Below are 22,687 nucleotides of genomic sequence, written 5' to 3' on the forward strand. Positions count from 1 at the left end.
TTTCTTCCTTGTAAACGTTTTTCTTATTTTTATTATAACACTTTAAACAAAAAAAAGACTAACATTCTGTTTAGTCTTTTTCATCTTCTGCTTCTTCAATTTCACTCACCAGCAATTTCAGTTTGGTTATCCGACCGTCTTTAACCTTATCATTGATCAGCTCCAGATGTTTATTGTTGCTGTCAACAATGAAATGTTCTTTTTCATCCTGACTTGGAATGGTCCCGACACCGGTCAGGTAAAAGCCGGCAATCGTGTCAACATCATCACTTTCAAGGTCAGTTTCAAAATATTCATTGAAGTCATTAAGCGTCATCGTTCCAAGAACGATATAAGTATGGTCTGCAATCTCACGGACAGAAACCGCAGCCTTATCCGTTTCATCGTCAATTTCACCGACAATTTCTTCTAACAGGTCCTCAAGCGTCACCAAGCCTGCCACACCGCCGTATTCATCCAGCAGAATGGCCATTTGATTTTGGGTGTTTTTCAGAGCTGTCAAAAGGTCATTGACAAAAATAGTTTCCGGCACAAAAAGCGGCTCCTGCAAGATACGGCGCAGGTTGATATGATCAAATCCTTCTTTGAAACCGGCATCGAGCAGCCGTTTTGTATGGATAAGACCGATAATTTTATCCTTATCCCCGTCATAGACAGGAATACGGGAAAACCGTTCATTTAAAATAGCCTGAATAATATCACTGGTATCATCATTGATGTCTACCATGAAAGCGTCAGTCCGAGGCACCATGACTTCACGCGCCATCAGCTCATCAAGCGAAAAGACGCCCTGCAGCATTTCGATTTCATCGGCATCCAGCGTTTCTTCACTGTTTGTCAGCATATATTCGATTTCATCACGCGTCATTTTTTCATCGGCATCATCAAAAGTCATGGGCGTTATTCGGCTCAGCAGATTCGTTGAAGCCGACAGGAGCCAGACAAAAGGACTGACGAGTTTCCCCAGAAAAATAATAATCGGAGCTGAATAGATGGCCAGACCGTCCTTTAGATTCATGGCAATGCGCTTGGGATACAGCTCTCCTAAGACAATCGAAATATAGGTCAAAAACGCAAGGGCAATGACACTGCCTGCCGTTCGTGCGGTCGCCGAATTGCCAAACCATGAAGCAACTTCACGCCCCAAAGAATCCGCTAAACTTGCTCCGGATAAAAGGGTGATGAGGGTGATGCCAACTTGAATGGTGGAGAGAAAATGATTCGGTTTTTCTAAAACCTTCAAGAGACGGATGTACTTTTTTTCACCTTCTTCAGCTTTTTGTTCAACGCGCGCACGATTCAAAGATACCAGAGCCATTTCGGTGGCCGAGAAAAAAGCATTGCAAAGTGTCAAAATAAGCAGTATTAAGAATTGTAAAATTAAGGGTTGACTACCAGGGTCTTCCATTGGTTATTTTTCTCCTAAATGATATATAGTCAGTCTATTATAACATAATTTTATTTTTCTTGTGATACTCATAAACGCCGGCGATGAATTTGACGATTTCCTTGATAATAGCATAGGCCGGAACCGCAACTAACATGCCGACGAGCCCGGCAATATTGCTGCCCAAGACCAAAAGCACCATTATGGTCAGAGGGTGAATTTTCATAGCACTGCCAACCACACGCGGATAAACAATATTCCCGTCAATCTGCTGAAGAGTCATGATATAGATAATGGCAATAATCATTTTTTGAGGATCGCTGGCAACATAGGCTAAAACAACCGGTGTCAATCCTAAATAGGGACCGACATAAGGAACAACATTGGTCACTCCGGCAACCAAGGCAAAGAGAAAGGCGTACTGAATGCCCATGAAATGGTAGCCGATCAGGGCAAAGACGAAAATAAAGGCCGCGTCAATGGCAACACCGCTGATATAGCGTGAAATCGTCTTATTCATCTGTCCCATAAGCTTGCTGATATTATGCGTATCGTTTTTCAGAATGGAGCGTTCCAGCATGGGCAAAAGCCCTTCGCCATCTTTTAACAGATAGAATAAAACAACCGGTGTCAGAATCAAAATCATCACAGCATTTGTAATCATCGAAACGATACTGGAAACACTGACAGTCACACTGTTGAGAACATTTTCCAAAATATCCACATAAGACAGATTAAATTGTTTCAAAAGATCGTTAATGTCAATATTTTTAAAGGCCGGATTATCTTTCCATTCATTGACCAAATCCTGCAGTCCCACATAAATATTCTGACTGGCCGATATCAAGTCTGTCAGCTGATTGATCAGATTAGGAATCAAGCTGGTAATTGAGAAAACCATCAAAGATATTAAGGCTACAAAGATAATCAAGATGCCCCAAAGCCGTTTCATTTTAAAATGATTTTCTAAGAAGGTAACAATGGGATCGGTAATATAATAGAGAAAACCGCCCAGCAAGAAGGGCATAAAGAATGTCTTAGCAACACTGAAAAAAGGGCTGAGAAGACTTCCCATCTGCCGCCAGGTAAAAAGAATCAAGGTCAGCAGCAAAACTTCTACTGTCCAAAAAAATAGTCTGTTGTTCTTAAACATAATCCCTCCTTTTGCGCTTATTTTAACATATTTTTGTGTTATAATAAATAACAATTAAACGACAAAGAGGTAAAAGATGGCACTTATTTCAATGAAAAATGTAAGTTTAAAAAGACAGGGCAAGATGCTGCTGAGCAATCTGAACTGGCAGGTTAATCAGGGAGAACATTGGGCTATTTTGGGGCTCAACGGCTCCGGCAAGACAACCTTACTGAAACTGATTATGGCTGAATACTGGTCTTCCGACGGTCAGGTTGAAGTTTTAGGTACCAAATTCGGACAGGGAAGCATCCCCGATATGCGGACTAAAATTGGTGTCGTCGGCTCCTTTATTGCTGAGCGGCTGCCTAAAAATATGCTGGCTGAAAAAATTGTCCTGACCGGAAAATACAAATCCAGTATCCTCTATAAAGCTTACGGGGACAAAGAGCTGGACGAAGCGCGTGACATGCTGAAATCAATCGGCGGCGAGCACCTGCTTGGCCGTTCTTATGCCAACCTGTCACAAGGCGAAAAACAACTCCTCTTGATTGCCAGAAGCTTAATGGAAGAGCCGGAAATCATCATCTTAGATGAAGCAACGAGCGGGCTTGATCTCTTTGCCAGAGAAAAACTGCTCCAGCAAGTTGACCTGATTGCTAAACTGCCGCATTCTCCCCTAATTTTGTATGTCACCCACCATGCTGAGGAAATTACCGGCACCATGGATCATATTCTGCTTTTGAAGAAAGGCAAAATTGTTGCCCAAGGCAAAAAAGAAGACATCATCACCCAAGAAGTTCTGTCAAACTTCTACGATAACCATGTCAAGATTATTCCCATTGATGAGGAGCGCTTTTTTATCAAGCCGGAAGTGTAAAACTGTAATAGCGTTCAGTACACAGGGCTCAGGCAGCAAACATCATCGATCCCCCAGCCGGTTTCCGATGACTTTGTTTAGTGTCCGTTGAACTTTTTAAAAAATAATGCCTTAATTTTATTCCATATAGGCATTTGCCCATATTAAAAAACAGCAGGCTGTTTCTGGTTACAGACAGCCTGCTGTTTTTGATGCTGTTTTCAGCAAAACTTTTATAACTTCTCCACCATAACCAAAAACGGCGGGGTGTTGATTTGATTGACCGGCTGGTAGAGCATGGCTGTAAAGAGGTGCTGGTCCAGTTGACTGATGAAGTCAAGCACAGCATCTTTTTCCATGTCGCCTCCTGCATGCCCATAGTAAATCATGACAGACAGTCGGCCGCCAATTTCTAAGCGGTTTAAAATTTTTTCAACAGCAGCTAAAGTTGTGTCTGGCTTTGTAATCACAGATTTGTCCGCACTCGGCAGGTAGCCCAGATTGAAAATAGCTGCGCGGATGGGCTCAGAGACGTACTTATCCAGATTTTCATGACCGTCCAAGATTAGCTCTGCATTGGTGAGTTTCTGATTAGCCAAGCGTTCCTGAGTTTTAGCGAGAGCCTGCTCCTGCACATCAAAAGCATAGACTTTTTTAGCCAGCCTTGCTAAAAAGGCCGTATCGTTGCCATTTCCCATAGTCGCATCAACGGCGATACTGTCTTTATCTAAAACCTCTGCCAAAAACTCATGGGAGAGCTGAATGGGCTTGATCATGCCATCACCTCCGTCTTACATCCCTGATATGAATTTCGTCTTTCCATCTCCTCATCAATGGCGTTGAGGACTTCCCACTTGTTGAGGCTCCACATAGGTCCAATCAGCATATCGCGCGGTGCATCTCCTGTGATTCGATGAATAACAATATCTTTAGGAATAATTTCTAACTGGTCACAGATAATATTGACATACTCGTCTTGGCTGAGCAGCTGCAGGCGTCCCTCGTGGTAGTCACGCTGCATGCGGGTATTGGTCATGAGGTGCAAAAGATGAAGCTTGATGCCGTTAATATCATTGTCCGTCACACAGCGGCGGACATTTTCAAGCATCATCTCATGGGTTTCACCGGGCAGGCCGTTGATGAGATGGGAGACAATTTCTGCTTTGGGCGCTAACTGCCGCAGACGCTCAACCGTCTCCACATACAGGTCATAGCTGTGCGCCCGATTAATCAGCCGCGAGGTCTCTTCGTAGGTTGTCTGCAGTCCCAGCTCAACTGTCACATGCATCCGTTCAGAAAGCTCTGCTAAATAAGCAATCGTCTCATCGGGCAGACAGTCCGGACGCGTTCCAATGTTAACACCAATCACTCCCGGTTCATTGATTGCTTGCTCATAGCGTTCACGGATAACCTCCACTTTGTCATGGGTATTGGTGAAATTTTGAAAATAAACCAAGTACTGCTTGACCTCTGGCCACTTGCGGTGCATAAAGTCAATTTCCTTGTAAAATTGGTCGCGAATAGGCGCTTCCGGTGCCACAATCGCGTCACCAGAACCGGATACCGTACAAAAGGTACAGCCGCCATGGGCCACCGTGCCATCACGGTTAGGACAGTCAAAGCCGGCATCAATAGGCACTTTAAAGATTTTTTCGCCAAAAAGCCGGCGATAGTAAGCATTTAAAGTATTGTATCGTTTTTCCATATTTTCATTATAACATTTTCATTTATTTTATATAAGGACTGTGGTGCAGGTGCTGGAAGGTTGAGTGATCACATTCAACAGCTGACTCCACAATATGATAGGTCTGAAACAGATGATGAACGCGGTCTTTTAACAGCTGCTCATTGCAATCAGGAGCAACCAGCAGATGAATCATGGCAATATTTTTGCGGCCGTCTAAGGACCAAAGATTGAATTGATTGATGGCCTGAACCCATTCCAAGGCCAAAATTTCCCTTTCTAACTGCTGGACATCACAATTCCCGGGAGCATGCTCCAAAAAGACAGATAGGTTTCTGATAAACTTAGGCAGGGCCTGGCTCAAAATAAAGAGCGCAATCGCCACAGACAAGAGCGGATCAAGAATATACCAGTCCGTCACTCTCAAAACCAGAGAAACAATAATAACAGCCACCCAACCCAGAATATCTTCAAGAAAATGCAGGCTTAAAACGGACTCATGCTCAGATGCTTCCCCGTTTAAAACACGGCTGGCCACAATATTGACTGCGATAGCAACCAGACCAAGGATCAGCATCCCATTGTAGTTAACTGGCTCAGGATGCATTATTTTTTGAACATTTTCAAATAAAACCAAGCCAGATCCGATAATAAGAATAACAGCGGTCATTAAAGCACCCAGGAGACTGAAACGCCAATAACCCAGCGTATATTTATAGTCACTCCTGCGCTTGGATAAACGCTCAAAATAATAAGACAGACCAATAGCCACGGCATCGCCAAAATCGTGAACAGAATCGGCCAAAATAGCGCTGGAATTAAAAATACCGCCGAAAATCATCTCAATAATGGCAAAAACAAAATTGGACATAAAAGCGATAAAAATGCGAGTGCTTGACTGATTGGATAAGTGGTGATGATGCTCATGGTGGGAGTGCTTATGCACGTTCATAATAGCTCCTTTCAATTTGTTAGCAGCTTTGCGGCTAAAGCCGCTAAAGCTGCTCCGCAAAGTCCTAGGGGACTTTTAAATTTATTTTTTTTATACTGTTTTGCTATATTGACTTTATTATAACACGAAGTATTGTGATTGCCTGATTTTTTTAGCAAAAAGAGCTGTTTCACAGATACCTCTACCGTATCATGAACAGCTCTTCTAGATTATTAAGACTAATTTTCTGCTACTTCTGCCGGCCTTGAAAGCGCCATTCAAAGCGTTTTTGATCGTAAAAAGGATAGACAAAGGCTGCAACAGCAGCGGCAAGCAGCCAGCCTCCCACTATGTCAGAAGGGTAATGAACTCCCAAATAAATCCGTGACAGAGCTGTTAAGACCGCCAAAAGAATCAGTATTGCCTGTGCAATCCGTTTAAACTCTCCTTTTGTTATCCGCTGCTGAACAATAAAAGCCAAGCTCAAGGCAACAATCATGGTCGATGCCGCATGCCAGCTCGGAAAGGACGGTCCCATCGGTTTTTCAACGAGGTAGTAAAGGTCGGGTCTTGCACGATGATATAAATATTTAAAAGCTGTTGACAAAATGCCCATTAAAACAAGATTGCCAGCTAAAAAGTAAGCTTCTGCCTTCCATTTTTTCCAAAAATAAAAGATCAAGGCGATGAAAAAGACATAGGCAAAAACATAAGCTTCATGTCCCAGCTGAGTTACCGCTTTAAAAAACATCGTTGCGCCTTTAGGCAAATCGCCGCGTATTGCCTCCTGCACACTGCTGTCAAAAACCTTTAAAGCATCAGGATAAAATTTAACCGCATAGCCCAGCAGCAAAAAGAGTAAGGCAGCAAAAGAAGCTCCCAAAAGATAAAATTGTTTATTTTTCATGAATTCTATAAGTTTTTAAAATCGGCTTGGCCGCTGCATAAATAACAGCAAAGCTGACTGCAAAAATAACTCCTTCAAGAAGATTAAAAGGAATAACCATATTGACTAAGTATTTCCCAACACCAATGAATTTAGCGATGTCAAATCCGGCAAACTTGGCATAAAGCGGAATGGCATAGATATAGTTCAAAACAACCATAACCGCAGCCATGGCAACTGTTCCGACAGCACTGGCAATGACAAATGCTTTTGTTTCTTCCTTATTTTTCCAAATAAGACCAAAAGCTAAAACAAAGACACCAAGCGCTGCTATATTCATCGGCAGACCAATGATGCCGCCGGGTCCGCCATTATCCAGTAAAAGCTTGAGCAGACTTCTCACAAAGAGAATGGCAAAGGCACTCCGTAAATTAAACAGCACCAAGCCCAATAAAATCGGAATGATACTAAAATCAAGCTTCAAAAAATCAACACCCGGAATAATGGGAAAGTTGAAAATCATGAGCACAAAAGAAAGTGCCGATAAGATCGCAATAATAGCTAAGCTTTGTGTTTTTTTCATAAAAAAATTCCTCCAATTTTTACAAATCGAAAGAAGCTGCAAAGAGTATCAATGCCAAGCGCAAAAACCCTTTGTCTTCTCCCATCCAGACTTTACTGTCGGTTGTGGAGTTGCACCACATCAGCTTTGCGCTCGCGGACTTCTGATAATTAACATCTACTCTTACCCTGTCGCAATAGCACTGTTTTAAGTTAGCAGCTAAGCAAACAGAAAAAAATAAATCATTCAGCTATCAGTCACCGCCGGTCGGGAATTGCACCCTGCCCTGAAGACACTTCTAGCATATCAAAAAACAGCCCTAATAACAAGTACTCTTTCTTAATTCCGGAAAATTCTTCAAAGACCGCTTGTTTTGCTCAGACAAAAAGCTAAGACTGCTAATCAGACATTCCCAGACAAACTATCTGCCAGACTTAAAGAAACAAAAGACAGATGAGCCTACTTCAATTTGTCGGTAGCGTAAGTATGGCTAAGCTCCAAACCAGTGAACTGCTGCTGACGGAGAGCTTCATAGACTATCATGCAGACCGTATTTGACAGATTGAGGCTTCGGACATGCTGATCGTTCATCGGAATACGCAGGGCTTTTTCAGCGTGCTCACGCATAAACGTTTCCGGCAGCCCCTTGTCCTCACGGCCAAACATAAAATAATGCGTCAGTCCATCATCATAATGCTCATCCGAATACGTTTTTTCAGCAAACTTGGTAATCAGATGCAGCTTGCCTAAGCAGCTGTCCATAAACTCCTCAAGACTGTCATACAGATGCACGTCCAGTTTGTCCCAATAATCAAGACCGGCTCGCTTCATTTTCTTATCATCAATCGGAAAGCCCATAGGACGGATAATGTGAAGAGGACTGTTGGTAGCTGCACAGGTACGGGCAATGTTGCCGGTATTGGCAGGAATCTGCGGTTCAAACAGGACAACATGATTTTTGCCTGAAGCGTGAGCCTGATTTTCTTTTTCCAATGTTTCAATATTCATCTTATACTAACTTTCTGCTGGTCTATTTATTCCAAAAAAAGAACCACGAAACCCGGAGTCATGCTCAGCAGGTAACGTGGTATGTGGGGCCTCATTATCTTAAATCATAACAGGTTTGATTTAAAACAATGAGTAGCTTGGTATATAGTATAACACTTCTGTCAAAGATGTCAATAAAATGTTAGAAAAAATTTAAGATTTTTTTCAGAAAAAACGAACTGCTTTTCAAATAGAACAGCAGCCCTCTTCCTTTCCGTTTTTCTTTTGAATTTCCATAGAAAACTAGTGCATTTTCTCCTGAAAAGAGGTATGATAGTTATTATAATTTGGAGGTAAATCATGAAAATTATTGTCGTTGGCGGCGGTAAGGTCGGAAAGGCTCTCTGTCGCTCACTTGTTGATGAAAAGCACGATGTTATTCTCATTGAAGAAAATGAAACTGTGCTTAATCATGTGACAAAACGCCTTGATATTATGGGAATCGTTGGCAATGGTGCTAATTTCAGAATTTTGGAGCAGGCTGACGTTCGAAACTGTGATATTTTCATCGCTATTACAGATAAGGATGAAGTAAACATGGTAGCAGCTGTGCTGGCCAAAAGAATGGGAGCTGCAGAAACGATTGTACGGGTTCGCAACCCTGAATATTCCAATACTTATTTTAAAGACAAAAACTTTCTTGGTTTTTCCCTGGTCGTCAATCCGGAACTGCTGACAGCCCGTTATATTGCCAACATGGTTGATTTCCCAAATACGCTGTCTGTAGAACATTTTGTCAATGGCCGTGTCATGCTGATGGAATTTAAAATCGTAGACACCAACAAGCTCTGCCAGATGTCCTTGAATCAATTCCGCAAAAAATTCAGCAACATTGTGATTTGTGCTATTGAGCGCAATCACGAATTGATTATTCCTGACGGAGACGATATCATTCAGCCTGATGACAAAATTTTTGTAACCGGTAATCGTAGGGACATGATTCAGTTCCATAACTTTGTTAAAAACAAGGTCATCAAGAGTTTGATGATTATCGGAGCCGGAAGAATTGCCTATTATCTGCTCAATATCCTCAAAACGACAAATCGTCATCTGCGGACTAAAATCATTGAAGTCGATCCTAAAAAGGCCGAACTCTTCAGTCAGGAATTTCCTCACATTCACGTTGTTCAGGGGGATGGCACGGCTAAGGATATTCTTTTGGAAGAAAGTGCTGCCAACTACGATGCTATTGCTACTCTGACCGGTGTTGACGAAGAAAATATTATTGCATCCATGTTTTTAGAAACTCTGGGCGTGCAGAAAAATATTACCAAAGTCAACCGTACCAGTCTTCTTGAAATTATTAATCCCGAACAGTTTTCAAGTATTATTACACCTAAAAACATCGCAGTGGACTCCATGATGCACTTTATCCGCGGACGCGTTAATGCACAAGATTCTAACCTGGACGCTCTGCACCATGTGGCTAACGGCCGAATTGAAACCTTGCAGTTTGAGATCCGTCAGGCTAATAAAATGGCCGGCAAAACCTTGTCCAATCTAAAACTTAAAAGCGATGTTTTAATAGCTGCTATTATTCGCCGCGGAAAGACTATTTTCCCAACCGGTGATGATGTGTTTGAAGTCGGTGATAAAATCGTTGTTATCACACTGCGCAAGAATATCACCCATATCTATGATTTATTGAAGAGGTAAGCTATGAATAAAAGTATGGTACGCTTTCTCTTATCAAAATTACTGCTGATTGAAGCTGCGCTTCTTGCTGTCCCCTTGCTTGTTGCTCTTATTTATCAGGAAGACCGAACAGTTATATTCAGTCTTTTAGGCACTATGGCTATTCTGGTTCTTCTTGGAAGCCTCGGTATTATTTTTAAACCTAAAAACCAGCATATTTATACCAAGGAAGGGCTGCTGATTGTTGCTCTTTGTTGGGTACTTTGGTCCTTCTTTGGAGCACTGCCCTTTGTTTTTACCGGTCAGATTCCCAACATCATTGATGCTTTCTTTGAAGTCAGCTCAGGCTTTACAACAACAGGGGCTACTATCTTGCCCGATGTGTCTGTTTTATCTCACTCACTGCTGTTTTGGCGCAGTTTTACTCACCTTATCGGCGGGATGGGAGTGCTGGTTTTCGCTCTTGCCATTATGGAAAACAGCAAAAACAGCCACTTAGAAGTCATGCGAGCGGAAGTTCCGGGGCCTGTATTTGGCAAGGTTGTCTCCAAACTTAAAGACACCGCTCAGATCCTCTACATTATCTATTTGGCCATGTTTACGATTTTTGCTGTTGTTCTTTGGTTTGCAGGCATGCCGCTGTACGACAGCCTGGTCACAGCCATGGGAACTGCCGGAACCGGCGGATTCACTGTTTTCAATGACAGTATTGCCCACTACAACAGCCCACTGATTACAAACCTGGTTTCAATAGGTATGCTGGCTTTCGGTGTCAACTTTAACCTGTATTATTTGCTGCTGATGCGCAAGTTTAAAGCCTTCTTTGGCGATGAAGAACTAAGAGTTTACATCGGCATTGTTGTGGTTTCAATCCTCTTAATCTGGCTAAATATCGGCGGACTCTTCGACACAGCGGCAAAAGGTTTGGAAATTTCCTTCTTCCAAGTTTCGGCGGTTATCACAACGACCGGATTTGGGATTACTGATTTGACCGTCTGGCCGCTGTTTGCTCAATTTATTTTGCTCCTTTTGATGTTTATCGGAGGATCGGCCGGTTCAACAGCCGGCGGCTTTAAAGTTATGCGGGCTTTGATTCTGTCAAAGACTGCTAAAAATCAAGTTCTTTCAAGCCTCTATCCTAATCGGATGATGTCTTTGCATATCAACCATCAGCCGCTTGATAAACGGATACAGCACAGTGTTCTTAAGTATCTGACGGTCTACCTTGCTATTTTTATCGGCTTAGTCTTTATTCTGACACTTGACAGCAACAAGTTTATGGTCGTTGTCAGTGCGGCTGCCAGCGCCTTTAATAACATTGGACCGATCTTAGGTACAGATAAAACGTTCGCTATCTTCAGCCCCTTTTCAAAATTAGTGCTGTCATTTGCAATGATTGCGGGACGGCTGGAAATTTACCCAATGCTGCTGCTCTTTATTCCAAAGACATGGTCTAAAACCTAGCAACAGCTCTCAATAATAGAAAAACCCTCATTAGGAAGCATACCTTAGTGAGGTTTTTTCGTTTTACAGCTGATTGGCATTAAGGGTTTTAAAGCAGGCTAAATCCGCTTAAAATTATTATTAAAAACGGGCTTTAGCCGCAATGCCTGAGGCTGCTTAAGAAAGCAAAAGCAGGATTATTTTAGTTTTTCTTATTGTTTCTGCGCAAGGTAAAATGATCCGGCACCGGATCCTGACCGCCCCTTACAAAGGGATGGCAGCGCAAAATTCTGGCAATCCCCATCAAGACACCTTTTAAACCATGCTTTTCAATCGCTTCTATCATATAAGCCGAGCAGGTAGGGCGATAGCGGCAGGAAGCAGGAAAAGCAGGTGAGATAAATTTCTGATAGAATCTGACTGGCGCAATGAGCACTTTTTTCATTTGCGTGTTTGAGTAACAGCCGCATTGTAGAGCTGACTGATTTCCTTTTTATTTAATCGTCTTGACTCTCCCGGACGCAGTCCTGATAAATCCAGTGTGCCAAAACGTGTCCGTGACAGCTTATCAACTGTTAAACCCACTGCTTCAAACATCTTTTTCACTTGATGATTGCGCCCTTCATGGATAGTCAGTTCAACAACTGAGCGGTTCTTTTGCCTGTCTGTTTTTAGGATATTGTATCGAGCCGGTTTGGTGGTTTTACCGTCAATAAGGACACCGCGTGTTAAAGGCCGCAGGTTGTCCTTATCCGCGATTCCTTTCACGCGCGCCACATATACCTTATCAATTTCATTGCGCGGATGAATCATTTTATCGGTGAAATCACCGTCGTTTGTCAAAATCAAAAGTCCTGACGTATCCCAATCCAAACGCCCGACAGGATAGATTCTTTCTTTAACTTGGGGCAGCAAATCAATAACAGTCTTGCGGCCCTTATCATCAGATACGCTGGAAATCACACCGCGCGGCTTATTGAGCAAGTAGTAAACTTTTTCCTCGTTATAAATAGGCTGGCCGTCAATTTCAACTCTGTCACCTGATTTGACAGTCGTTGCCAGTTCAGTGACCGTTTGGCCGTTAAGGGTCACAAGGCCTTGTTTGATCAGCTCTTCAGCCTTACGGCGGCTGGCTACTCCTGCATGTGCAATATATTTATTAATTCTCATTTTCTTCCTTTGCTTCTTCAAGCGCTTCTTCTTTATTGCTAAAAAGCGTAAATTCTTCGTCTTTTAATTCAATACCGGAAGCATCCGGCAGCTCTTCCAGGCTGTTGATTCCCATATAATCCAAGAAATAGTCCGTCGTCACGTAAAGGTTGGGCCGTCCCAGTACTTCTTTTTTCCCATTTTCACGGATTAAATCAAAGGCCTGAAGCTTAGAAATAGCACCGCTGGAATTAACTCCCCGGATATCATCAACTTCAATGCGAGTAATGGGCTGTTTATAAGCGATAATCGACAGCACCTCAAGACTGGCTCTGGACAGGCTCTGATTGATAGGTGTTTTGGAGTACTGGCGCAAAAGTTCGGCGTAATCCTTTTTAGTAACCAGTTTATAAGTTTTTGAAGACTCCATCAGACAAAGAGCAGAATTTTTGTCCGCTTCATATTTCTCAGCCAGTTTCTCCAGCTGCTGAAGCAGCGCCGGAACAGGCACATCCAGCAGAGCAGCCAGCTGACGCAAACCAAGCCCGTCCTCGCCTGCCACAAAGAGCAGTGCTTCTATCTTTGACAGAAGGGTCATGTAGTTTCCTTTCTTAAAATGATATCACTAAAATTATGCTCCTGCCAGACAGAAACACGGTGTACCTTGATTAGCTCCAAAGTTGCTAAAAAGATGGTAATCATCTCGTTAACTGAAACGGCTTCTTTAAACAGGAGTGACAAATTCGTCTCTTTTTGACTGGCGACTTTTTCTTCAACCACCAGCATCATATCTTCGATACGGTAATCATCGCTGTCAATTGTTGTATGACTGTTTTTGATTTCTTCCTGTTTTTCAGCCATTATCTTTGAAAAGGCCAGAAAGATATCTACAACTGATTTATCCTGGCGAAGCTCGACATCATCATAAATCAGTTCTACTTTTGGCTTGGAAAAATACTGCGCCCGCTCACTGTGCTTAAGCGCCAGCTGCTCGCCTAAAAGTTTATAAGTCCGATATTCCTCAATTTGCTGCAGCAGCTGCAGCTCCGGATCTTCCTCAGACTCGGTCATTTCGACAACCTTAGGCAGCAGCTTACGGCTTTTAATCAGCATTAACTGACTGGCCATCACCATATATTCTCCCGCTACTTCAAGCTTCATCGCCTGCAGTGTCGCAATATAAGCCAGATACTGCTCAATAACGTCAACGATTGGAACATCATAAATATCAACTTCATATTTAGAGACCAAATGCAAGAGCAAGTCCAAGGGCCCCTCAAAATCTTTTAATTTAATATCCATCAGTTTTTAAAATACTTTTCCAATGTTACAGGACTTTTAAGACCCAGATGCTTAGCCAAATCCATCATACTGACTCCCTTATTTTTAGCTTTGATAATATATTGCTCCCGCAATTTCTGAGCTGTCATTTCTTTAAGATCTACAGCCGCCAAATAATGGCTCAGTTTGTTAAACAGCCACTGGCGCGAATAAGGCTCTCCCTTATTATCAAATAAATAGACAGCTCCTTCCTCTTTTTCGGGCAGGTGAGACAGCAGCCGTTCGGACAGTTCCAAAACTCTCCTTGATTGGCCGCTCATCACCGTCAGTACCTGAAAATCCAAAGCTATATTTTCCCATTTCAGCCGGGCAATTTCACTTGGAGAAAGTCCTAATTCCGCAATTAAAAGAGCAATAAGCTGGCCTGTTCGGTCGTAAGTTTCCTCATAAAGAACAGACAGATCCATTTCTTTGTAAGCAGGCCTTGCAAGAGGCAGCTTTTCTTTATTTTTAATTTTATAAAAATGGTCCAGTTTCTCATGCTCATACAAAAAGAAGAGAAATTGATTGACAGCTGAAATTTTACGCTTTTTTGCTGAAACTTTTAAGTCTGCCAAGGACTGCTCATAGAGCTTAAGCTTGTTTGGGCTGATTTTCCCTTCAGTAATCTCTGCAAATTGCTGCAGGTCATAGAGATAAGATTTTTGTGAATTGGACGATAAGGATTTGCTGGCGATAAATTCTGGAATAAGTGTTATCATTTTTTTGTCAGTGTGTATTCGTTTGTAAATTCATGAAGTAAACTGTTCAGTGCCTTCAAAATAACTTTTCGTGTAATGATGCCTAAAAAAGTACCGTCTGCTTCAACGACCGGCAGAAAATTAGCATCCACTAATTTGTGCATCACCTCTGTCAGATCAGCATCAGACCCCACAGTCGCATAGCTGCCGTTAGTCATATAAGAAATGTCCAGAGCGGCCAGCTTTTCATCATCGATATCTTCTTCCTGCTGATACCTGATAATATCTGACATACTGATGGTGCCAACGTATTTTTTATCTTTGGTAATGACAGGCACCCGCGAAAAGCCGTTATTAGCAAGAAGGAGCATGACATGAGCCGTATTATGGGTATCAATAAAGATTGCCAGCTCTTCAGCCGGAGTCAGATCATTTTCCAAAAGCGGTTTTAAGAAGTTTTCAAATTCTTTTGCTATCATCGTTTTATTTCCTGTGAGAGTGCTGGGTAGATTTCATGATCACGTGTGAAATAATCTACTCGGATGCTGTCCTTATTAAAACGTACTTTAGCATAAAGACGCTCATTAATATCGCCGCGCGGCTGAGAAACACTGCCCGGATTGATAAAGACTGTTTTGCCGTTTTTCCAGACAGCTGGTCTGTGAAGGTGCCCATAGGTACAAATATCCGCATCTTCTTCCTGTGCCCAAAGGTCCAGACGTTCAAAACCAAAATTGATGCTGAACAAATGCCCATGCGTCTGAGCGATTGTTAAGTTAGGCAGCTCTGTCACAAGAGAATCCGGATACTCCCCGAAATCACAATTGCCGCGGACCACCTGAATCCCTTCCCAGATCGGATCACTCGCCGGCAGCTCAGAGTCGCCGTTATGAAAAATAGCATCTGCCTTGCCTAAATAGCGTTCTTTTATTTCTTTTACGATTTGCCGATCACCATGCGAATCACTCATGATAATCAATGTGCCTTCTGCCATGCCGGGAATACCTCCATAAGCTTTTTAACAGCTTGTCCTCTGTGAGAAATGTCATTTTTTTCCTGAGCCGAGAGCTCCGCTGCGGTCTTTCCGCTCTCTCCTACAATAAACAGCGGATCGTAGCCAAAACCATTGCTGCCTTTAGGTTCCATTCCAATATAACCCGGCCAGTCTGCTTCAACCACTAAACTTTCCTTATCAGGAGCAGCAACCACTAAGGCCGTATGAAAGTGAGCCGAACGATCTTTAAGCTCAAAGACCATAGCTAATTCATGCAGGAGCTTGGCATTATTCTTTTGGTCTGTCGCATCAGGCCCTGAAAAACGGGCTGACCAGACACCCGGCAGGCCGCCTAAGATATCTACCTGCAGACCAGAATCATCAGCCAAGACCATCTTACCTGTCAGTTGAGAAATCGTCTCTGCCTTAAGGCGGGCATTTTCTTCAAAAGTTAAACCCGTTTCTTCAACTTCAGGAAGTTCAGGATACTGATTAAGGTTTTCAACTTTAAGTCCCAGCTTAGCAAACATCTGGCTGAATTCTTTAGTCTTTCCTTCATTGCGGGTTGCAATCAGAATGCTGTCTCCAAGGTCAGCAGAGTGATCAGCCTCTCCGCCAAAAAATTCACTGACTATCAAGCCTTCTTGGGGCAGGCAGACCAAAACCAATCGGTCTTCTTCTGTAACCAGTATAGCTCCCTTATGGCTGCTGGCCTTATAGGTATGCTGCTGATCATTGATAATTTCTAAAAGAAACTGAACCAAGGCCATACCGGAAGCAATTTTAACAACCGTCAGCGTCAAAAAGCTTCCCTCATCCAACAGGCTTCTGAGATTTTGCTCAAGCAAGGCATAGGTTTTTTCTGCCTGTTCTTGATAATAAGTTGATGAGTTTTCCTTGGAATATTGAGCGATAAACCAGTTTTGCTCATCTTTGTATTCATATAGTTTTTGCTTCATAAGCTAACATGCTCCACTTCAATAGGCAAGGGCAGCCAATCATCAGCAATTTCCTTAAAGCTGGCAGTACTGGCCGTTGTATAAAAACGATGGTCCAGATTTTCTAAACTGCGGCTGCGGTTAATTTCAAAATAATTCAGCAGCACAGAGATATCACGGACACATTCTGCTCCGCTGTCAATCAATTTGACTGAAGGACCCATAACATTTTGAATAATAGGCTTTAAAAGCGGATAATGGGTACAGCCCAGTACAAGTGTATCTACTTTGCCGGCCAAAGGAGCCAGATTTTCATAAACAATTTTTTTAGCGACACTTGAGTGAATCTCATTAGACTCGACAATCGGAACAAACTTGGGGCAGGCCAGGCTGGTCACACTCATCTGCGGTGACAAGTCCAGAATCTTCTTCTCATAAATATTCGATTTAATAGTCATCGGTGTCCCGATAATACCGATTCTGCCGGACACAGTAGACTTAATCGCCGCGCTTGATCCCGGCAAAATCACGCCCAGAACGGGAATGTCAAGCTCTTCCTTGACCTCTTCCCAAGCGACAGCTGTCGCTGTATTGCAGGCAAAAACAATCATTTTGACGTTTTTAGTCAAAAGAAAATTTACCAATTCCCATGTATATTCCTTAATTTGCTCAGCCGGACGCGGTCCGTAAGGAGCACGCGCTGAATCCCCGATATAGACGACTTCTTCGTGGGGGAGCTGACGCATAAGTTCGCGCACAACGGTCAAACCTCCTACGCCGGAATCTAAAAAACCAATAGGTCTGTTATCCATAGCTATCTTCTTTCTAAAATAAGACTAGGAAAACCCAGTCTTATAAAAGATTTATTTCTTCTTTTTAGCCTTTGCTTTAGCTGCTTTTTGCTGTTTGTTCACTTGACGGACAACTTGCTGCACCTTGGCTTCACTTGGTTTTTGTCCCATCTGGCTCATCATATTGCGAATAACATCTTCATTGAGCGGCGGATTTTCTTCCAAATATTTCTCCATTTGCTTGCGAGCAATAAAAGTACCTCCGACAAGTCCTGCCAGCAAGGCAATAATAACTAATAAAATCCAAAGAAAAGTGTTCATTTGTGTTCTCCTAAATTTTTTACATGAATATTATATCAGATTTGAAACCCTTTCACAAATAAAATTGCATGAAAGAACTGAGAGCAAAAACCTGCACTTTCGTGCTCTGACTCTCAAATCATCAAGCTTCAAAATTAAAGCCATAAAGCGTTGCAAAATAATCCTCAGGCGTTTCTGCACGGCGAATCATTTTTGCTGACCCGTCTTCCTGAAAGAGAATTTCAGCCGAGCGCAGGCGGCCGTTGTACTGATAGCCCATGGAAAAGCCATGTGCGCCCGTATCATGAATAATCAGCGTATCCCCCACACGTGCTTTGGGGAGCTCCCGCTGTTTAGCGAATTTATCGTTATTTTCACACAGACTGCCGACAACATCTACCGTTTCTATCTCTCCGTCAGGATTGCTGATGTTGGTGATATGATGATAAGCATCATACATGGCCGGACGAAGCAGATTGACAGCACTGGCATCGACACCGACATAGCGGCGGTAAGTATCTTTCAGGTGGAGAACCTTGGTGATAAGATGCCCGTGGGAGGCCAGCATAAAGCGTCCTAGTTCAGTGAAAATCCGGACTTCTCCCAGACCGTTGGGGACAAGAATCTGATCAAATTTTTGATGGATCCCTTCGCCGATAACCGCAATATCATTTTGCCTGTCAGCTGGTGAATAATCAATACCGATTCCGCCTGACAGATTGATAAAGTCAAGACTGATACCTAAGGTATCTTTAAGCTCCACTGCTAATTCAAACAATTGCCCGGCTAAGGTCGGATAGTAATCATTAGTGACGGTATTGGATGCCAAAAAAGCATGCAACCCAAACGACTTAACACCTTTTTCTTTCAAATCCTGATAGCCTTGAAAGAGCTGCTCTTTTGTCATCCCAAATTTTGATTCTTCAGGATGATCCATAATGTCTGTTCCCAGCGCAAAAACACCGCCCGGATTATAACGAAGCGAAACCGTTTCCGGAAGACCTGCTGCATCTTCCAAAAAAGCAATATGCTCATAAGCATCCAGATTGATCGTCGCATTGATCTGACGCGCTAAACGAAATTCTGATGCCTTGGTATCATTGGACGTAAAGCTGATAGCAGAACTGTCAAAATGCAGTTTGTCAGCCATTTGCAGTTCAACATCCGTTGCACAGTCAACACCGCAGCCTTCTTCCTGTAAAATTTTCAGGATAGTCGGATTAGGGGTCGCTTTGACAGCAAAAAATTCCTTAAAACCTGGATTCCAGGCAAAAGCCTTATTGACAGCACGGGCTGTCTCACGAATCCCTTTTTCATCATAAAGATGAAAAGGGGTTGGAAACTGTGCTGTTATCTTATCTAACTGTTCTTTTGAAATAAAAGGTGTTTTCATAGCATCTCCCAATTAATATTTCTATCATTATACCATAAAAAAGAACCGGGCAAAACTTCTGTTTCCCGGTTCCCCTTTCATCTGCCTTATTAAATGGCTCTAACTGTCAGGTCCCTGCCGAAGAACATACAGCTTAATAAGCAGGCTAAAAGGCCGGAACTGCTGTTCCGGCCTTGCTGTTTTAATCATTTCTGCCAAAGATACGCAGTAAATTGAGGAATAAATTGATAAAGTCTAAGTAAAGATTGAGTGCCATCGACACTGCCCAGCCGTCACCGACATTGCCGCCAGTATATTCGTAAACACGTTTAATCATCTGATTATCATAAGCAATGAGACCCGAGAAAATCAGTACTGAAAGAATGCTGATAATATAGCTCATAGCTCCGCTGCCAATGAAGATATTTACCACACTGGCAATAATGATACCGATTAAGGCAGCTATCAAAGCCTTAGCCATACCTGACAAATCTTTTTTCACTGTCACACCGATAAGTGACATGGCAAAGAAAACAGCGGCCGATGAAACAAAAGCCTGCAGAACTGTCGTCTGCGTATAAAGAGCAATGATAAAGCTAAGCGTAAAACCGTTTAAGGCCGAATAGGTAAGAAACAGCGGCAGGGCTGCAGGACTGTTCTTACGGGCGGCATTGCTTGCGATAAAGACAAGAGCCAATTCTCCAAAAATAGCCAGATAATAAATCCAGGAAGCATTTGTCATGATAGCTATCATATTGTCCTGAAAAACATAGAGCATCAGATAAGAGACTAAGGCTGACAAGCCGATTCCCATTCCGACCAGACCGTAAATTTTCGCAAAGAAACTGTTAATTTTACTGTCGCCTTGCGTATAGATTGTATTGTTATCCATGTGTTACTTCTCCTAAATTTTTAATGATTGTGACTGCCCAAAAACTTGCGGCGCAGGATACGGCGCTTCTGCCATTTGTTGCGCAGAGGCGTTATTGCTTCCTTAACAGCCCAGTACTTATCAACCATGGTTACGATATATCCTTCTTTATAGCGGGGCGGAGCAATCGTAGCCCCCCACATATGCTTTAAGATAATATCCTCTTCTCTTTTATTGAGCTTGGTCACTTTGCGGGCATTTTTGACAGCGATTCTAGGGTGAACCCACGCGTGTCCTTTATTAAATTTGGTATCGCGCCAGTCATAATAAAATAAATCGTGCAAAAGCCCTCCGCGAGCCGTACTTCTGGCATCCCAGCCAAACTTTCTGGCAATTTTATAACTGGTATAACTGACATTAATGGAATGCTCGGAACGTGTCGAATGCTGATGCTGAACAATCCCATCCAGCTTTTTAAAGCGCGGATGATCAATTAAATGTCCGACCAGTTTCATGAATTCTTCGTCCTGTTCGTATTTCTTCATGACTGTCACCTCTTTATTTATTATACCATACCAGCTTAAATTAAGCTAAAAATAATTACAGCGGCAGCGATGGCAACATTCAGACTTTCTGCCTGACCGGGCATATCAATATGTGCTAAAACATCTGCCTGCTCAGCCATTTCGTAAGAAATTCCCTGCCCTTCATTTCCCATGATAAGCGCAAAGTTTTCTTGCTTATCTAACTCTCTGTAATCCAGTGAATTTTCCGACAGCGTCGTTGCGATGGTTAGCGTTCCGACCTCTTTCAGGAGTGCCATCACATCTGACAAATTAACTCTGTAAACAGGGAGATGAAAATGGCTGCCCTGCATGGAGCGAAGTGTTTTTAAATTGTAGATGTCGACCGTCTTTTCGGAAATAAAAACAGCATCAAATCCTGCCGCATCAGCCGTTCGAATCATAGTACCTACATTTCCGGGATCCTGAACGTCTTCTAAAAGCAAGTATTTCCCGCGAAGATTTTGCGGCAGCTCCCGCCTTGGCAGAGCTATCTCAGCAACAATTCCCTGAGGTGTTTTTGAAGATGACAGGTCTTTTAAAACATCTTCCGAAACCATAAAGACATTAGCCAAGCCCTCAGTCCGAAAAGCGTATTCCTCCAAAACAAAAACGTTTAGAATCACAGCCCCATGAGCCTTAGCCTCTTCAAAAAGGTGCCAGCCCTCAATCAAATAAGACTGTCTGCGGTATTTTTTTTGTAATAATTTTTTAGTTTTTTTAACCAAGGAATTGGCTTTTGAGGTTATAATAGTCATAAGGATATTATAGCAAAAAAGGAGGCAGAAGTATGCAAAAAGTCAGGTTAGTCGTGTCAGGCCGCGTTCAGGGGGTCGGCTTTCGCTATTCGACTTACAGCCTTGCCTTGGAAATAGGTGATATTTACGGCCGTGTCTGGAACAATGATGATGGAACGGTTGAAATTTTAGCACAGTCTGACAGTCCCGAAAAAATGGCTAAATTTATTCAGGAAGTCAGAAAAGGTCCTTCCCCTTTTTCCAAAGTAACCTATGTAGACGTTAATATGGCTAATTTTGCGGATTACCACGACTTTAGAATGGCTAATTAATTTGTCTAAAAATCATGCTTAAGAACTATTGAGAATTTCGTCAAAAAACAGTAAAATAGATAGGTATTATTAAAACAAAGGAAGATTAACGTGAAAAAAACTTATAGACGACTTTTATTTTCAAGCTTAGCACTGTCAATGCTCTTTTTCCTATCGGGCTGTGTACAGACTAAAAATGGCAAACCGACCGGTGAGGGCTGGGTCTATAACCTCTTAGTTGCACCTATGGGCAATGTTATCAAATATCTGGCCAATGATTTAGGTATCGGTTTTGGATTTGCAATCATTATTGTGACGATTGTTGTCCGCCTGCTTATCTTGCCGCTGGGGCTGAGTCAAGTTAGAAAAATGACCTATCAAACCGAAAAAATGGCCTATCTTAAACCTGTTTTTGATCCCATTCAGGAGCGAATGAAGAATGCTCAGACACAGGAAGAAAAACTGGCTGCACAGACTGAGCTGATGGAAGCTCAGCGGCATTACGGCATCAACTTGTTCGGCGGTTTCGGCTGCCTGCCTATTCTGATTCAAATGCCGTTCTTCTCGGCTCTTTTCTACGCTACCCGCTATACTAAAGGAATCTCCTCTCACAGCTTCCTTGGCATCAACCTGGGCCGTCCAAGCTTGCTTATTACAGTTATCATCGGAATTCTTTACTTTATCCAGTCATGGCTGTCAACGCGAAGCGTCTCTGAAGCACAGCAGCAGCAAATGAAGGGAATGATGCTGGTCATGCCTCTAATGATGGTCTTCATCTCCATGAGTGCTCCTGCCGGAGGCGCTCTCTACTGGCTGATTAGCGGTGTCTTCGGACTCATTCAGCAACTGCTGACCAATCACATTATCAAGCCAAAACTCCGCCGGCAAATTGATGAGGAATTTGAAAAGAATCCTCCTAAAGCTTTTAAATCCAATGCTCGCAAGGATGTTACTCCCCAAAAAGCAGCTAACACCCAAGCCCAAACTATCACAGCTCCTAAGAAGCATAAAGCAAAACGTAACGCCGGCAAACAGCGCAGCCGAAAATAAGACTGCCGCAATATCCTAAAAAAA

27 protein-coding genes and 1 riboswitch are annotated in these 22,687 nt (G+C 42.7%); of the genes, 5 read left to right on the top strand and 22 right to left on the bottom strand.

Annotated features, from left to right (window positions below):
* Positions 1–70: 70 nt before the first annotated feature.
* Positions 71–1,408 (bottom strand): hemolysin family protein, encoded by a 1,338-nt coding sequence (locus AC4HAN_RS02735; RefSeq protein WP_491091048.1) that lies wholly within the window; start codon positions 1,406–1,408, stop codon positions 71–73.
* Positions 1,409–1,445: 37 nt separating this feature from the next.
* The gene (locus AC4HAN_RS02740; protein WP_491091050.1) at positions 1,446–2,540 is read right to left on the bottom strand and encodes an AI-2E family transporter; all 1,095 of its coding nucleotides are present in this window, start codon (positions 2,538–2,540) and stop codon (positions 1,446–1,448) included.
* A 76-nt stretch (positions 2,541–2,616) separates the two neighbouring features.
* On the opposite strand from AC4HAN_RS02740, the gene AC4HAN_RS02745 reads away from it, so the two are divergent.
* Positions 2,617–3,399, top strand: coding sequence for an ABC transporter ATP-binding protein (locus tag AC4HAN_RS02745; RefSeq protein ID WP_491091052.1), 783 nt, complete (start codon positions 2,617–2,619; stop codon positions 3,397–3,399).
* Between the two features lie 212 nt (positions 3,400–3,611).
* Here the strand turns inward: AC4HAN_RS02745 and mnmM are convergent, their stop codons facing one another.
* The 6 genes from mnmM to AC4HAN_RS02775 all read right to left on the bottom strand — a co-directional run bounded on the left by mnmM (position 3,612) and on the right by AC4HAN_RS02775 (position 8,449).
* Positions 3,612–4,154 (bottom strand): tRNA 5-(aminomethyl)-2-thiouridylate-methyltransferase MnmM, encoded by a 543-nt coding sequence (gene mnmM, locus AC4HAN_RS02750; protein ID WP_491091054.1) that lies wholly within the window; start codon positions 4,152–4,154, stop codon positions 3,612–3,614.
* A complete protein-coding gene (mnmL, locus tag AC4HAN_RS02755) occupies positions 4,151–5,083 on the bottom strand; it encodes a tRNA modification radical SAM protein MnmL/YtqA (protein ID WP_491091056.1) in 933 nt (310 codons plus the stop codon). Before mnmL ends, mnmM begins: the two co-directional genes overlap by 4 nt.
* Before the next feature lie 22 nt (positions 5,084–5,105).
* The gene (locus AC4HAN_RS02760) at positions 5,106–6,014 is read right to left on the bottom strand and encodes a cation diffusion facilitator family transporter (RefSeq protein WP_491091058.1); all 909 of its coding nucleotides are present in this window, start codon (positions 6,012–6,014) and stop codon (positions 5,106–5,108) included.
* A 229-nt stretch (positions 6,015–6,243) separates the two neighbouring features.
* Entirely contained in the window at positions 6,244–6,900 is a 657-nt protein-coding gene (locus tag AC4HAN_RS02765; RefSeq protein WP_491091059.1) for a phosphatase PAP2 family protein, read from the bottom strand.
* Complete coding sequence (locus tag AC4HAN_RS02770) at positions 6,890–7,462, bottom strand: ECF transporter S component (protein WP_491091061.1); 573 nt, start codon at positions 7,460–7,462, stop codon at positions 6,890–6,892. Before AC4HAN_RS02770 ends, AC4HAN_RS02765 begins: the two co-directional genes overlap by 11 nt.
* A 69-nt stretch (positions 7,463–7,531) precedes the next feature.
* Positions 7,532–7,739, bottom strand: a riboswitch (FMN riboswitch).
* Between the two features lie 161 nt (positions 7,740–7,900).
* Complete coding sequence (locus AC4HAN_RS02775; RefSeq protein WP_491091062.1) at positions 7,901–8,449, bottom strand: tRNA (cytidine(34)-2'-O)-methyltransferase; 549 nt, start codon at positions 8,447–8,449, stop codon at positions 7,901–7,903.
* A gap of 339 nt (positions 8,450–8,788) precedes the next feature.
* Between AC4HAN_RS02775 and trkA the strand changes: the two genes are divergently transcribed.
* The gene (gene trkA, locus AC4HAN_RS02780) at positions 8,789–10,144 is read left to right on the top strand and encodes a Trk system potassium transporter TrkA (RefSeq protein ID WP_491091063.1); all 1,356 of its coding nucleotides are present in this window, start codon (positions 8,789–8,791) and stop codon (positions 10,142–10,144) included.
* A 3-nt stretch (positions 10,145–10,147) separates the two neighbouring features.
* Positions 10,148–11,587: a TrkH family potassium uptake protein gene (locus tag AC4HAN_RS02785; protein ID WP_491091064.1), complete on the top strand. Its 1,440-nt coding sequence runs from the start codon at positions 10,148–10,150 to the stop codon at positions 11,585–11,587.
* A 181-nt stretch (positions 11,588–11,768) separates the two neighbouring features.
* Here the strand turns inward: AC4HAN_RS02785 and yidD are convergent, their stop codons facing one another.
* The 14 genes from yidD to AC4HAN_RS02855 form a co-directional block, all read right to left on the bottom strand.
* On the bottom strand, positions 11,769–12,011 hold the full coding sequence (gene yidD / locus AC4HAN_RS02790; RefSeq protein WP_491091065.1) for a membrane protein insertion efficiency factor YidD: 243 nt from the start codon (positions 12,009–12,011) through the stop codon (positions 11,769–11,771).
* Positions 12,008–12,736, bottom strand: a complete 729-nt coding sequence (locus AC4HAN_RS02795; protein WP_491091066.1) for a pseudouridine synthase — start codon at positions 12,734–12,736, stop codon at positions 12,008–12,010. The genes yidD and AC4HAN_RS02795 overlap by 4 nt, the downstream gene beginning before the upstream one ends.
* Entirely contained in the window at positions 12,726–13,313 is a 588-nt protein-coding gene (gene scpB / locus AC4HAN_RS02800; protein ID WP_491091067.1) for an SMC-Scp complex subunit ScpB, read from the bottom strand. Before scpB ends, AC4HAN_RS02795 begins: the two co-directional genes overlap by 11 nt.
* Positions 13,310–14,017 carry a segregation/condensation protein A gene (locus tag AC4HAN_RS02805; RefSeq protein WP_491091068.1) on the bottom strand — a complete coding sequence of 236 codons (708 nt, stop codon included), beginning with the start codon at positions 14,015–14,017 and terminating at the stop codon, positions 13,310–13,312. Before AC4HAN_RS02805 ends, scpB begins: the two co-directional genes overlap by 4 nt.
* Positions 14,017–14,757 (bottom strand): site-specific tyrosine recombinase XerD, encoded by a 741-nt coding sequence (gene xerD / locus AC4HAN_RS02810; protein WP_491091069.1) that lies wholly within the window; start codon positions 14,755–14,757, stop codon positions 14,017–14,019. The genes AC4HAN_RS02805 and xerD overlap by 1 nt, the downstream gene beginning before the upstream one ends.
* Positions 14,754–15,215, bottom strand: coding sequence for a cyclic-di-AMP-binding protein CbpB (gene cbpB / locus AC4HAN_RS02815; protein WP_491091070.1), 462 nt, complete (start codon positions 15,213–15,215; stop codon positions 14,754–14,756). Before cbpB ends, xerD begins: the two co-directional genes overlap by 4 nt.
* Complete coding sequence (locus AC4HAN_RS02820) at positions 15,212–15,730, bottom strand: metallophosphoesterase (protein ID WP_491091071.1); 519 nt, start codon at positions 15,728–15,730, stop codon at positions 15,212–15,214. The genes cbpB and AC4HAN_RS02820 overlap by 4 nt, the downstream gene beginning before the upstream one ends.
* Positions 15,712–16,689, bottom strand: a complete 978-nt coding sequence (locus tag AC4HAN_RS02825) for a nucleoside-triphosphate diphosphatase (RefSeq protein ID WP_491091072.1) — start codon at positions 16,687–16,689, stop codon at positions 15,712–15,714. The genes AC4HAN_RS02820 and AC4HAN_RS02825 overlap by 19 nt, the downstream gene beginning before the upstream one ends.
* Positions 16,686–17,480, bottom strand: coding sequence for a glutamate racemase (gene racE, locus AC4HAN_RS02830; RefSeq protein ID WP_491091073.1), 795 nt, complete (start codon positions 17,478–17,480; stop codon positions 16,686–16,688). The genes AC4HAN_RS02825 and racE overlap by 4 nt, the downstream gene beginning before the upstream one ends.
* 51 nt (positions 17,481–17,531) lie before the next feature.
* Complete coding sequence (locus tag AC4HAN_RS02835; protein ID WP_491091074.1) at positions 17,532–17,780, bottom strand: YneF family protein; 249 nt, start codon at positions 17,778–17,780, stop codon at positions 17,532–17,534.
* A 121-nt stretch (positions 17,781–17,901) separates the two neighbouring features.
* A complete protein-coding gene (locus tag AC4HAN_RS02840) occupies positions 17,902–19,152 on the bottom strand; it encodes a diaminopimelate decarboxylase (RefSeq protein ID WP_491091075.1) in 1,251 nt (416 codons plus the stop codon).
* A gap of 181 nt (positions 19,153–19,333) precedes the next feature.
* The gene (locus tag AC4HAN_RS02845) at positions 19,334–20,023 is read right to left on the bottom strand and encodes a Bax inhibitor-1/YccA family protein (protein ID WP_491091076.1); all 690 of its coding nucleotides are present in this window, start codon (positions 20,021–20,023) and stop codon (positions 19,334–19,336) included.
* 20 nt (positions 20,024–20,043) lie between these two features.
* On the bottom strand, positions 20,044–20,547 hold the full coding sequence (locus AC4HAN_RS02850; protein ID WP_491091077.1) for an HD domain-containing protein: 504 nt from the start codon (positions 20,545–20,547) through the stop codon (positions 20,044–20,046).
* Between the two features lie 35 nt (positions 20,548–20,582).
* Entirely contained in the window at positions 20,583–21,323 is a 741-nt protein-coding gene (locus AC4HAN_RS02855; protein WP_491091078.1) for a TrmH family RNA methyltransferase, read from the bottom strand.
* Between the two features lie 32 nt (positions 21,324–21,355).
* Between AC4HAN_RS02855 and AC4HAN_RS02860 the strand changes: the two genes are divergently transcribed.
* The gene (locus tag AC4HAN_RS02860) at positions 21,356–21,634 is read left to right on the top strand and encodes an acylphosphatase (RefSeq protein WP_491091079.1); all 279 of its coding nucleotides are present in this window, start codon (positions 21,356–21,358) and stop codon (positions 21,632–21,634) included.
* A 90-nt stretch (positions 21,635–21,724) separates the two neighbouring features.
* Positions 21,725–22,663, top strand: coding sequence for a membrane protein insertase YidC (gene yidC / locus AC4HAN_RS02865; RefSeq protein ID WP_491091080.1), 939 nt, complete (start codon positions 21,725–21,727; stop codon positions 22,661–22,663).
* Positions 22,664–22,687: the final 24 nt, after the last annotated feature.

This window comes from Streptococcus sp. ELY_86 (assembly GCF_058314495.1).